This window comes from Emticicia sp., assembly GCF_049241225.1.
Lineage (GTDB): Bacteria > Bacteroidota > Bacteroidia > Cytophagales > Spirosomataceae > Emticicia.
In genome coordinates, this window is record NZ_JBMLRC010000059.1 from 4496 (window position 1) to 17931 (window position 13436).

Annotated in this window: 10 protein-coding genes; 6 read left to right on the forward strand and 4 right to left on the reverse strand. The window is 38.5% G+C overall.

From position 1 onward, the window contains the following. Positions 1-3: 3 nt before the first annotated feature. Together ACOVO2_RS03845 and ACOVO2_RS03850 are read right to left on the reverse strand one after the other, a co-directional pair. The gene (locus ACOVO2_RS03845; RefSeq protein WP_421768699.1) at positions 4-843 is read right to left on the reverse strand and encodes a tetratricopeptide repeat protein; all 840 of its coding nucleotides are present in this window, start codon (positions 841-843) and stop codon (positions 4-6) included. Positions 844-940: 97 nt separating this feature from the next. Continuing rightward, positions 941-1225, reverse strand: a complete 285-nt coding sequence (locus tag ACOVO2_RS03850; protein ID WP_188766788.1) for an HU family DNA-binding protein — start codon at positions 1223-1225, stop codon at positions 941-943. A gap of 292 nt (positions 1226-1517) precedes the next feature. Between ACOVO2_RS03850 and mutY the strand changes: the two genes are divergently transcribed. Together mutY and ACOVO2_RS03860 are read left to right on the forward strand one after the other, a co-directional pair. Further along, positions 1518-2582, forward strand: coding sequence for an A/G-specific adenine glycosylase (gene mutY, locus ACOVO2_RS03855; RefSeq protein WP_421768700.1), 1065 nt, complete (start codon positions 1518-1520; stop codon positions 2580-2582). A 60-nt stretch (positions 2583-2642) separates the two neighbouring features. Further along, on the forward strand, positions 2643-3125 hold the full coding sequence (locus ACOVO2_RS03860; RefSeq protein WP_421768701.1) for a single-stranded DNA-binding protein: 483 nt from the start codon (positions 2643-2645) through the stop codon (positions 3123-3125). Between the two features lie 93 nt (positions 3126-3218). Here the strand turns inward: ACOVO2_RS03860 and uvrB are convergent, their stop codons facing one another. Further along, positions 3219-5258: an excinuclease ABC subunit UvrB gene (uvrB, locus tag ACOVO2_RS03865; protein WP_421768702.1), complete on the reverse strand. Its 2040-nt coding sequence runs from the start codon at positions 5256-5258 to the stop codon at positions 3219-3221. Positions 5259-5572: 314 nt separating this feature from the next. On the opposite strand from uvrB, the gene ACOVO2_RS03870 reads away from it, so the two are divergent. The 4 genes from ACOVO2_RS03870 to ACOVO2_RS03885 all read left to right on the forward strand — a co-directional run bounded on the left by ACOVO2_RS03870 (position 5573) and on the right by ACOVO2_RS03885 (position 9968). Further along, positions 5573-6385: a hypothetical protein gene (locus ACOVO2_RS03870; protein WP_421768703.1), complete on the forward strand. Its 813-nt coding sequence runs from the start codon at positions 5573-5575 to the stop codon at positions 6383-6385. 330 nt (positions 6386-6715) lie between these two features. Beyond that, a complete protein-coding gene (locus tag ACOVO2_RS03875) occupies positions 6716-8230 on the forward strand; it encodes a glycoside hydrolase (protein WP_421768704.1) in 1515 nt (504 codons plus the stop codon). Between the two features lie 115 nt (positions 8231-8345). Next, entirely contained in the window at positions 8346-9575 is a 1230-nt protein-coding gene (locus ACOVO2_RS03880; RefSeq protein WP_421768705.1) for a tail fiber domain-containing protein, read from the forward strand. A 9-nt stretch (positions 9576-9584) separates the two neighbouring features. Beyond that, on the forward strand, positions 9585-9968 hold the full coding sequence (locus tag ACOVO2_RS03885; protein WP_421768706.1) for a hypothetical protein: 384 nt from the start codon (positions 9585-9587) through the stop codon (positions 9966-9968). A 3-nt stretch (positions 9969-9971) separates the two neighbouring features. On the opposite strand, the gene ACOVO2_RS03890 is transcribed toward ACOVO2_RS03885, so the two are convergent. Beyond that, complete coding sequence (locus ACOVO2_RS03890) at positions 9972-13286, reverse strand: VCBS repeat-containing protein (RefSeq protein ID WP_421768707.1); 3315 nt, start codon at positions 13284-13286, stop codon at positions 9972-9974. Positions 13287-13436 lie beyond the last annotated feature (150 nt).

The following is a 13436-nucleotide window of genomic DNA, read 5'->3' on the forward strand; positions in this document are numbered from 1 at the left end:
AAATTATTTTAAACTCTCCAAAGCCTTATTTACTTCTTCTAATAAAGTTGGCTCTTTTACTTTTTTCTTTAAATCTTCAAAGATAATTTTTGCTTGCGATTTTTCCTTCAATTCGATTAAACTATACCCTAATCCCAATAGTGCATTGAAATTATTTGGGTTGATTCGGATAACCTGTCTGAAGCGGTCGGCGGCTTTATCGTATTGCCCAGATTGCATCGAAAGTACGCCCAGATTCATCAAAGCTGGCTCAAAGTTTGGCTCTTCGGTAATTACTTCACGAAGCATCATGATTGCCTGCATTGGCGAGTCTGTCTGTACGTAGGTCATTGCCAAATTTGTTTTGGCTTGTAGTTGTCGTGGGTTTTTCTCCAATACTTTTTGGTAACACGCACGCGTTTTTTCGGCGTAGTTAGCCACATTTTCTTGGCGAAGCGACAACGTAAATGCTTGATAGTAAGTGTCACCAGCTCGCATCCAGTTTTCGGTGCTTGGGTTGGCGATAGCTATTTTTTCGGCATAAACTGCGGCACTATCAAAACGATTGGCATTGATAAACACCTGTGCGATTTGCTCGTACAAAGGATTTTTATCGCTTGCCGAAGCCAGTTTTTGTTTCAGTGCGGCTAATTGTTTTTCTTGCTCGGCCGATAATTTAGGTGCTTGAGAAGTCTCGCTGTGGTCGTGGCCATCGTCGTCAGAATGTTTTTCGTCCGACTTTGTTTCCGACACCTTGTCTCTATTCGCTTTAGCTTCGTCTTTCACGACTACCTTTGGGCGAGAATAAAGAAAGCCCGTGAGGGCTACCGCAATGACAATCAGAATGATGAAGTTTTTTTTCATGTTTTTTTTAATTATGATACTCTTAAAGAACATCATGGATAGCCAAATTGTTGGGCTATCCATGATTTATTCAAAGAATCATAATATTCTTAAAAGATTATTTTACTGATGCTTTTACTTGTTCAGTAAATTCTTTAGCTGGTTTGAAACCTGGAACCGAATGAGCAGGAACCATAACGGTAGTTTTTGCCGAAATATTACGAGCTTTTTTGGCTGCTCTGTGTTTATTTACGAAACTTCCGAACCCTCTCACATAAACTGCATCGCCTTGTGCCAATGTGTCCTTTACAATTTCAAAAAATGATTCAAGTGTTGTGGATACACTTGCTTTGTCCACGCCAGTTTTGTCGGCAATTGCAACGATAACTTCTGCTTTAGTCACGATTAAAACGTTTATTTAGATTATCAATTAACTTTCAAAAAATACCAAGGTGAAATACAACAATTTTTACACCAAAATTTTCAGTCTTGAAAACTTCACTTTGATACATTCAAACTCTTTGGTTTGTTTTTGGGTTTGCAAAGATAGCGGATTTATAAAGACTCTGCCAAAAAGTTTTAAACTTTTTTTTTGTAATTACTTCATAATTAGTTAGTTACAAAATATATTGGTTGCGAAGAGTGCTTTTTGAACAATATTTTTTCGATAAAACACCATCAAACTTCTATAAAAATTGGAAACAAATGTTTTTTCTGAGGCTCTGATTGCTTGGTACCACACCAAAAAGAGAGACCTGCCGTGGCGAAAAACCAAAGACCCTTATAAGATTTGGCTTTCGGAGGTGATTCTCCAGCAAACTCGGGTAGCACAGGGTTTGCCTTATTACGAAAAGTTTGTAGAAAGCTACCCAAGCATCTCAGATTTGGCAATTGCCGATGAGCAGGAAGTGCTGCGGCTTTGGCAAGGTTTGGGTTATTATTCGAGGGCGAGAAATATGCACGCTACGGCCAAAATTGTAGTCAATGATTTTGGTGGAGTTTTTCCGAATACTTATGCTGGGTTACTAAAACTAAAAGGTATTGGGCCCTATACGGCGGCAGCAATTGCTTCGTTTGCGTTTGATGAAAAAGTAGCGGTGGTTGATGGAAATGTGTATAGGGTTTTGGCGAGAGTTTTTGGTGTGGAAACCGATATTTCGAGCCACGAAGCAAAGAAAGTTTTCGGGGAATTGGCTAATGAATTGATTTCGGCTGAATCGCCAAGTGTTTATAATCAGGCAATTATGGAATTTGGGGCGATTCACTGCACGCCAGCCAACCCTGATTGTATGTTTTGTGTATTTGCCGAATCGTGTGTGGCGAATGCCAAAGGAATGCAGGCAATTTTACCGATAAAATCAAAAAAAGTGAAAGTGCGGAATCGTTTCTTTGATTATTTTGTCATTGAACAAAACGGAAACTTTTTGATGCACCAACGCCCCGAAGGTGATATTTGGACTGGGCTGAATGATTTTTATTTGGTTGAAAACGAAGAAAAACTTTTGGAATTGGACGAAATCAATGATGACTTTTTGAACAAAGTTCTGTCGAAAGCAATAATCAAGGGATATTCTGAAAGCATCAAGCATATTCTAACTCATCAACGAATTGAGGCGAGGTTTTGGCACATTGTTTTGAATGAAGAAGTTGCTGCTCCTGCGGGATATGCGTTTTATTCGTTAGATGAAGTAGAGGCTTTACCAAAGCCGATTTTGATTGAAAAGTATTTGAAAGGTGCGTGGTTTTCGGCAAAGAAGTAGTTGTGATGTATCGAGTTTTTGTTAAATTTACGTAACAATCTTTAAACAATTTTATATAAAATGGCTGGAGTAAATAAAGTGATTTTATTGGGGAATCTTGGCTCAGACCCCGAAGTCAGAACGCTTCCGAGTGGAGGTAAAGTAGTGACTTTCAGTATTGCTACCTCAGAAAGTTATAATAATAAAGAAGGGGTGCGTGTTGAGCAAACCGAGTGGCATAGAATTGAACTTTGGGATAATCTGGCAAATATTGCCGAACAATACCTGAAAAAAGGCGATACGGCTTACATTGAGGGACGTATCAGAACCGAAAAATGGACTGATAAAGAAAATATTGAAAGAACAACCGTGAAAATCAGAGCGAATACATTGCAATTGGTCGGTGGACGCCGTGGTGGTGGCGAAGCTGCCGAATCGGGTGGACAATCATCTTATGGCGGAAATAGCGGTAGCTCGAATAATTATGCTCCAAAAGCAGCTCCAGTGCCAATGCCACCACCACCTGATTTAGCTGGTGGAAATAGCGATGATTTGCCGTTTTAATCACCCCCCCGCCCCTAAAGGGGAGCTTCTGTTTCTACGATTTTTTGTAAGTTCAAGAGTTAAAACAACTCTTGAACTTATTTTTACTCCCCTTTAGGGGTTGGGGGTGATGGGGGTGCTTTTTATCTTCTCTCTCAACTGTGCTATTTCATCTCTGAAACGGGCGGCTTCTAAAAAGTCCAAATCTTTGGCGGCACGCTCCATTTTTCTTTGAGTTTCTTCTATGAGTTTTTCGAGTTGAGGTTTGGTCATGTAGCCAACAATTGGGTCGGCAGCAATCGAAACTTGTTCTGGCTCGTTGTAATACATTTTGGTTGTGGCTTTGCTGTCAGCAATCGAAGTCTGTTCCATAATTGCCTCTCTCGATTTGAAGATAGTTTTTGGCGTAATACCGTTATCGGCATTGTATTCCATCTGAATAGCTCGGCGGCGATTGGTTTCGTCGATTGCCTTTTGCATTGAGCCTGTTATTCTATCGGCATACATCAAAACTTTTCCGTTTTCGTTACGAGCAGCACGACCGATGGTCTGAATCAATGAGCGAATATCACGCAAGAAACCTTCTTTGTCGGCATCCATGATTGCCACGAGCGAAACTTCGGGTAAATCGAGACCTTCACGCAATAAGTTTACACCCACCAACACATCGAACACACCCAAACGCAATTCACGTAAGATTTCTACACGGTCGAAAGTTTTTACTTCTGAGTGAATATATCGGCCTTTGATGCCCACTTTATCGAGGTATTTGCTCAATTCTTCGGCCATGCGTTTTGTAAGGGTCGTAATCAAAACACGTTCTTTTCGCTGCACTCTTACATTGATTTCCTCCAATAAATCATCAATTTGATTGATACTTGGGCGAACCTCAATTTCGGGGTCGAGCAAGCCCGTTGGGCGAATGATTTGCTCAACTACTACGCCATCAGTCAGACGTACTTCGTAGTCGGCTGGCGTGGCACTTACAAAAACGGTTTGACCAACCATTTCTTCAAACTCTTGGAATTTCAACGGGCGATTATCCATGGCTGATGGTAGTCGGAAACCGTATTCTACCAGCGACTCTTTACGTGAGCGGTCGCCGCCCCACATGGCTCTGATTTGTGGAATTGAAGCGTGGCTTTCGTCCACTACCATTACATAATCTTCGGGGAAATAATCGAGCAAACAGAAAGGTCGTTGCCCCGCTTGACGGTTATCGAAATAACGAGAATAATTTTCTATACCTGAGCAGTAGCCCAATTCTCGCATCATTTCGAGGTCAAATTCGGTGCGTTCTTGTATGCGTTGAGCTTCCAATAATCGGCCATCAGATTCAAAATATTTTACTTGCTTCACCATTTCATCTTGAATTTGGTGCATGGCGTTGGCCATTACGTCTCGACCAGTGACGAATAAATTGGCTGGGAAAATAGCAATTTGCTTTTCAGAACTTAGTTTTTTGCCATTTGATGGGTCGATTCGTTGAATTTCTTCGATTTCATCGCCAAAAAATATAAATCTAAAAGCAAAGTCGGCATAGCTTGGGTAAAGGTCAACGGTGTCGCCTTTGACACGGAAGTTCCCACGCATAAATTCGCCTTCGGTACGAGAATAAAGAATTTCGACCAAACGGAACAAAAATTGATTGCGAGAAATGATTTGTCCGACCCCAATCTGAATAATACTGCGTTTCATTTCGGTCGGATTTCCCGCACCATAGATGCACGAAACCGATGCAATTACAATGACATCACGCCGCCCCGACATCAACGATGAAACCGCCGAAAGTCGGAGTTTGTCGATTTCTTCATTGACCAAAAGGTCTTTTTCTATATAAGTATTGGTTGTGGCAATGTAGGCTTCGGGCTGGTAATAATCGTAATAAGAAATAAAATATTCGACGGCATTTTCGGGAAAAAAGCTTTTGAACTCGCCATAAAGTTGGGCCGCCAGCGTTTTGTTATGACTCAAAATCAAGATTGGGCGGTCGAGCTGAGCAATCATATTGGCAATCGTAAAGGTTTTACCAGAGCCAGTTACGCCCAGTAGTACCTGCGAGCGTTCGCCTTTTTTGATGCCCTCAACGAGCTTGGCAATTGCCTGTGGTTGGTCGCCCGTAGGTTTGTAGTCAGAAACGAGTTTATATTGCATAATTTTGGGTAGAAATATAGAATAGCTTATCTGAATATAAACACAACTTTGGGCGAGAGAGTTTCTTTTGTTTGAAGAAATGTTGTGCGATTTTGTTTGATTTTTTGGTATAATTGTGGGTGGGTAATTTTCAGTTCCCTCAGAGTCTCCCGAAGGCACGTAGGGGACTCTGAGGGCGAGGGGCTTTGCAAAAAAGAAGTGTAATATATTCACCCAAAAATATAGACCAATGCCTCAGAGTCCCTTGCAGGAGACTCTGAGGGAACAAGAGAAACAGGTGCAATTATTGTACAAAAGTTAAATTAACATAGAGAATGAATTATCAAGAATTTATAACAAAAATACTAACACCAACAGAAGATAGCATCTATCTTATAAATTCTCTTGGAAAAAAAGAACAAGATTACTGGAATTTATCCTCTTTATGGAAATGCTATCATGAACTTGGTTGGTACCATTACCTTTTCGAGAAAGACATCAATAAAGCTAAGCAGTGTTTCTTCTTGTGTGGGAACTTTGAAATTTTATCAAATAAAATGTATTGCCACATCAATAATGACGGAAATATTAGTCCTTACAATATGAAAATTGACCGATTATGGCATTTAGGGGAAGTTCTTCTTACTGATAATCAGAGATTAATTAAAAGAAGACTAACATTAATCTATCCTGAGCGTGAAGATTATATATACAAAACAGTATATATTCAGGTGATAATCAATGAATTAATAAAGTCCTTCATAGAAGGGACCCCTGAAAAATGTGATGTCTTATTTCCACAAATGGAAAAGGGTTATAAAGCAAAGCAATTTAGTTTTGAGTGGGATATTATGTTTTTTGAAGGATTAGCCGAAAAGAATGAAGATAAAATGCAAAAAGCGATAGAAGCAATTGCAAGTACGAAGGTTCATCAAAAACGACAAAAATTCGACTATAAAACAATGTATGGAGATTGGGAGAATAGCATTATGTCCTACTACGGTATTTTATATACCAAATTAGCTTGGATATTGGGTTTTGAGTTAGAAATAAATTCGCCACTAGTAAGCATCGCCAAAGATTTATTTCCAGTTGAACCGCTCGAAAAATATGATATTACTTATGATTTTTTGGAAGGGTTGATTTAATTTTCCAGTTCGTCCGCATCTGTGATGCTGGATTTAAAGAGTTGGAGCATTTGTAATGCGAACGTACCAGTTATCAAGGGCATCTGTAAAACAAAAGAGTTTCAGTTCCATCAGTTTCTCCTGCAAGAGACCTCCCGTTCTGCGAAGTTTAAAACTTCGCAGAGGTGTTTAGAAATCTCCTGATGTCATTTTGTAAAAGCGTTCAGGAGAACGCACTACATCCGTGCGAAGTTCGGAACGGGAACGCCCAGTTTTCGCACAGCAAGTAAGAATTGGTAATGAGATTTTGCTTATAATTGCAGTCTCATTTTATTCAATTCACCAAAGCCAATGAAGCAATTATTCGTCTCTCTCTTGTTTATTTCTCAAATTAGTTTTTCTCAAAAACTAAAAATAGATACCAAAACTACTTACCAAACTATTCACAGTTTTGGGGCGTCGGATTGCTGGTCGATGCAAATGGTGGGCGAAAATTATCCTGTCGAAAAGCGAGAAAAAATTGCGAGCCTTTTATTTAGCAAAGAACTCGACCAAGCAGGTAACCCAAAAGGAATTGGTCTTTCGATGTGGCGTTTTAATATCGGTGCGGGCAGTACTGAACAAGGAATTGATAGCAAAATCACGAACGAATGGCGTAGAGCTGAATGTTTTTTGGAGAACGGAAAATATAACTGGAACAAACAGCGTGGACAACAATGGTTTTTGGAAGCAGCCAAACGCAATGGCGTAGATTTTACGTTGGGTTTCTTGAATTCTGCTCCAGTTTCGATGACAAAAAATGGCTTGGCGATTGGTAGTGGCAAGCTGGGAGATTGGAATTTCGATAAAAACAAAATTGATGATTTTACTGGTTTTCTGGCGGAAGTTTCGGCAAAATTGAAATTCGATTATATCAGTCCATTCAACGAACCGCAGTGGGATTGGGGGCCAAAATCGAAATCGGGGTTTGGTTCGCAAGAAGGAACGCCCATCAACAATGATGATTTAGCTTGGGCAGTGCGGAAACTCGACACAAAGATGATGGAACGCAAGCTAAGCACAAAGGTTGTAATTACGGATGCCGCACAGATTGATTATTTATACAAATCGAAGAGTAACCGAAGCGAAGTTGGACAAGATAATCAGATTGAAAGTTTCTTTTCGGAGTCGAGCAAAAACTACGTTGGCAACTTAAATTCGGTCGAAAAACTGATTTGTGGACATAGCTATTTTACGACTTCTCCGAATAGCGAACTAATTGGTAAACGCCAAGAACTATCGGCTAAAATTCAGCAACAAAAAATCAATTATTGGCAGTCGGAATATTGTGTTTTGGGCGATAATGCTGGCGAAATTGAAGGTGGTGGGCAAGATTTAGGCATGAAAACCGCTTTATACGTAGCCAAAGTTATTCATGCCGATTTGACTTACGCCAATGCTTCGGCGTGGCATTGGTGGCTTTCGGTCAGTGCCAATGACTATAAAGATGGCTTGATTTACGTAGCCAATAATGGCGTAAAAGGCGAAAACGACAGTAATAAATTTGATGCCGAGATTTATGACTCAAAACTCCTTTGGGCATTTGGTAATTTTTCAAGATTTGTCAGACCACAAATGCAGCGTATAAAAATCGAAACCGACAATAAAGATTTGATGGTTTCGGCCTATAAAAGTGCAAAAGAGTTGGTGGTAGTGATTGTGAATTCTGCTACGAACCAAGAAATTGAACTACCAAAAAAATATGCAAAAAACACGATAGACGTATATACAACTTCTAAAAACTCAAATTTGGTAAATAGCAAATTTAAAGGAAGTAAAATGATAATTCCCGAACAGTCTATAATCACTTTTGTAATAAAACTTTAGTGACTGTTTTTTAATTTATATTGCCCTTACCTCTCAATAAAATATCAAGAATACTTTTGCTTTATTGGAATATAATACCTAAATCGAATACCTATTCACTTAATCTATACCTGCTATGAAAAGAAAAATTATTCTTCGAAAGTATCTGTATTTATTATGTTTGACTTTGTTTTCGATTGGAGCATATTCTCAAGCAAATAAAAACGTAACAGTTCCCCCCAAATCTTCAGAACCACTTCTTAAAAACACAATTGATAAAGGAATCTACCGAGATGTACAAAAGATTCTGAATGAAAAAAGTGTAATGGACCAAGTAATTGCTGATGATTTAATCGTACAGGGTAGTGGCTGTTTTGGTTTTGATTGTGTCAATAACGAAAGTTTTGGTTTTGATACAAACAGATTAAAGGAAAACAACACAAGAATTGGTTTTGACGATACAAGTGCATCTGCTGGTTTTCCTGCTAATGACTGGCAAATTGAAGCTAATGAGAGTGCATCAGGTGGAAAAAATTCATTTTCGATACTTGACGTCACAGGAGCGAAAACACCTTTTAGAATAGAAGCAGGTGCAAGAACAAGTGCTTTATATGTATCAAGTTCGGGTAAGATTGGTGTTGGAACAAGTACTCCTGTTTTAGATGTAAACATCAATACAGGCAATACACCAGCAGTAAGATTCGAGCAAGATGCAAGTGGTGGATTTTCGGCCCAAACTTGGGATATGGCAGGAAATGAAGCAAACTTTTTTATAAGAGATGTAACAGGGGGAAGCCGATTACCATTCAGAATTAGACCTGGAGCTCCTACAAGTAGTATTGATATATCTGCCGCTGGAAATGTGGGAATTGGTACAGCTTCACCAAGTGTAAAACTACATGTTGCAGGAGATGGGTTTTTCTCGGGAAGTATCTATGCAACGAATGCTATTTTGCCTGGGGCTTCATCTCCTTCTGACCGAAATTTAAAGAAAGATATTCAGAATCTTACAGGTGCTACTTCTATTATTAAGCAATTATACCCAAAGTCATTTTTATATGATACAGTAAAATATCCAACTGCTGGTCTTCCAGAAAACTTACAGTTTGGTTTGATTGCACAAGAATTAGAAACAGTTGTTCCGAACCTTGTTACAAATAATACACATCCAACAGGTTTAACATTTAAAAGTGTTAATTACACAGGTCTAATTCCGATTTTAATAAAAGCGATGCAAGAGCAACAAACCGAAATAGAAAGTTTGAAAAGAAAAATCGGAGAATATGAGTCTTTAAACTCTCGCCTCAGCCAACTGGAAGCGATGCTCAATAATGAAGAAAAATTAAAAACGACTGACAAAAAATAGCATTATATCATGAAAAATATATTCGTAACACTTTTATTTTCAATGATTGCCTTTGTTTCTTTTGGGCAAAATATTGATGAAAATGGCAGAACACAAAGTCAACGTAATGCCATAACAACTCCAGCAGAACCTGCAACGTATCTGACCGAGAATAAGGCCACAAAATCTGCTACATCTTTTACGCTTAATTTCTCGCTTCCGGAAGGAAAAAATAGCGGAGAAATTAAGTTTTTCAATCCGAGTAAGGATGAAGAACTCAAAAGCGTAAAAGTAAGCCAACGAAAAGGGTCTATGCAGTTTTCTGCAGCAGATTTTACTCTTAAAGGCGTTGTAGTTGGGCTTTATGCCGATGGCGTTCTGATTGAAACCTCAAGAGTGTATCTTACTCAATAAGTATTATTTCTTCGATTCGAAGATTTTCAAAGAGCCTGAGTTTTGCGAAACAACATAGAGTTTGCTTTTAGTTGTTTTGACAGAAATCAGGCTTTTGCTGTCTCCGTCGGCTACAAAACCTGTTTTGTCGTAGAGAGCTGTCTCAAAATGCCCTTTTCCATTACCCAAGAGCATTAGTCCCACAAAGGCATCGTGTCTGCCCGCTACGGGTTCATAATCGTAGGCGTTTCCAACTAATACAGCATCCAAATGATTGTCTTTATTAAAATCATCTACTAAAATATCTTGAATGGGAGCCCATTGAGCCATTGCTGGTAAAGGAGTAATTTTGAAATTTCCATTGCCCAAATTTTCAATATAAGCACTTTCTTGTTGTTTGGCTTGTACCCGATAAGCACTTTCTTTTTGTTTCTCTGTTAAAACACTGGCGAAGGTAGCATTGGCATAATCTGAATATTTCTGAAAATTTCTCCTCATGATTGGCATTTGCCTCAATAATTCATCTCGTGAAGGAATTGTGTATTCTATTGCGTTCAAGAAATAAGAAGGAATGGCATCCCACCGCTCGTTTGCATCAAAATCATTGGCATAAATGTTTAGTGGATAACTTTCAGAAAATCGATAACGAGAGTTTAGACCAAAATTTCCTGCAATAAAGTCTATATCACCATCTTTATCAAAATCGCCACTTTTGATACAATTCCACAAACCATTTGAATTTATAAAAGCCGAACTCTCAATTTTTTTAAGGTTTTTTCCAGCATAATTCTTATAAATCATGATTGGCATAAATTCGCCGACTACTATCAAATCTTGCCAAGAATCATTGTCAATATCAGCCCAAACAGCGTCGGTTATCATGCCATTGTTTTGTAAATCAGGACAAAGCAAAGTGATGTCATCCTGAAAACTACCTTGGTTATTTTGCAAGAAATAGCTAACGCCCGCCAAAGGATAACGAGTAGCGGCAAGTCTTCCACCTCTAAAAATATCTACATCACCATCTTTATCAAAATCACAGACTGCTACACACGAACCACTAAAACGGGTTGCTGGGAGATTGTTTGTGGCATTCGAGAATGTGCCATTTCCATTATTGAGATACAAGCGGTCTTGATAACTAATCGAATTATTAGGAAATTCATTAGAACCACTCACAATATACAAATCTTGGTCGCCATCGTTATCGGCATCGAAAAGTTTTACGCCAATGTCTTCTTCATTTTTTTGCTTTGACTCATTGAATAATGATTTCTTAGTGAAATTTCCATCAGAATTCTGAACGAATAACTTGCCATAGTGTCCGAACGAGCCACCAACAAAAAAGTCTTCGAGTCCATCATTATTTACATCACCAACCGCCATTTTAGGGCCTTGTTGCGAAAGTTTATGCAGCAAAAGTGGTTCTACGTTATAATCCATATAAGGCTCTTCTACATGCACAAAATCGAGTTTTAAATCGTTTGTAACTTCACGTAAAAGTGTTTTTGGGGGAAGAATTTCGTAGTTTTTTATCTGATTCGCATCTTTTTGGTTGAGTACGAGGGTTTGATCTCCTTCAATATCTTTAAGCACTTGTTTTTTATCATTGGGCCAAATAATTTCGATAGAATCTATTTTTGAGTTTTGCCCTAAACCAAACAGAATTTCGTTGCTTACGCTCGATGCATATCCTTTTGTAGTTGCTTGATGATAGGTCTGAAGTTTTCCTTCTTGAAAAATCGTGATTTTACTTCCGAGACCATCAAGGTTTGGAGCATTGCCCTTTAACTTTATTTTCAAGAAATTGGTATTTCTCGAGTTATTCTTCATTAAAAAAGCCTCAGCATTTACATTATTGACAACTAAATCAAGGTCTCCGTCATTGTCTAAATCGGCGTAGGCTGCACCGTTTGAGAGCGATTCTATTTTCTGAAACCATTTTTCGGTAACATTCTCAAAACCTAAATTTCCTGTATTTCTATAAAAAACATTGGCTTCATTGAGCGAAGGAAGTTTCAGCGAATTATCAATCATATATCGCCTTAAATCCGCTAACGAACTACTATTTCGAGCAAAACCTACGTTGTAGGCAATAAAATCGAGGTCGGTAATATCTCGTAAATATCCATTTGAAATAAATAAATCTTTGAATCCATCATTGTCAAAATCGGCAAAAAGTGGAGCCCAACTCCAATCAGTTTGATGCACCCCTAACTGCTGACCGATTTCCGAAAAAAGAACTTTTCCATCGGGTGTTTTTCCTAAATTTAGGTGTAACATATTTCGCATGAACTGCGGATGATACCCCATTTTTAGTTCAACTTCATATTGTTCATAATGCCCGGGTCCACTCATTTTCTTCCGACCATAATTGGTGGAAGGCAACATATCTACCTCAATGACATCGGGCAGGCCATCGTTATTAAAATCAGCTACATCATTGCCCATTGCAAATCGACTATGATGCTTGAAATATGTTTTGGCTGATTCGGTGAAAGTACCATCATAATTATTGATATAAAGCTGATTATGAGGCAGGAAATCGTTCGTGACGTAAATATCTTCCCAACCATCATCATTCAAATCACAAATCGAAAGCCCCAGACCATTGCCATCTTGTAGAATACCAGCTTCTTTGCTAATATCAGTAAAAGCTTCTTTGCTTGAAGTTGATGAAATTGTATTGTTTCGGAAGAGCTTATCAGGCGAAAAGCCCGTTCCATCATTTACAGGCACTCTTATCTGATTCGGGTTTCGTATTTGATTGGTGGTTGTGAGCAAATACATATCTAAGTCTCCGTCTTTGTCATAATCAAAAAATGCTGCCTGACTTGAATACGAAGTATCGGCCAATCCAAATTTTGCTGCACTTTCTTCAAACCGAAGATTCCCACGATTGATGTATAATTCGTTAGCTCGTTTGTCGTTTGGATAATTTCCTGATTTACAAACATATATATCCAGCAGACCATCGGCATTTACATCAGCCATTGTAACACCAGTTGACCAGCCTTCATTATTTTTTTTCTTGATTCCTGCCTTTTCAGAGATATCTTCAAAGTGTAAATCTCCCTTATTCAAATAGAGTTTATCGTCCGACATATTTCCAGTAAAAAAAATATCGGGCAAGTTGTCGTTATTGATATCACCGATTGCTACACCAGCACCATTATACATATTATGGAAGTCGAAAAGATTAATTTTTTCGTTTTCAATAACTTTATTTTTGAAGGTAATTCCTGTTTCAGAAGATGATAAAAGGCTAAATAAAGGTTTGTCTTTTTGACAAGATGTAAGCAAAACGAAGCTCAATATACTGAGTAAAAAGACTTTCATAAAAATGGCTAATAGATGAGCTTCAAATATATCATTTATTGACTTAAATTGAGAGAATGTGCCAAGAAAAACTGGAGATTCCTTTGTTGTTGGTAGTGTAGCGAAATTTCTCGCTCTGTGAAGTTTAAAACGGGAATGCTCAGTTTTCGC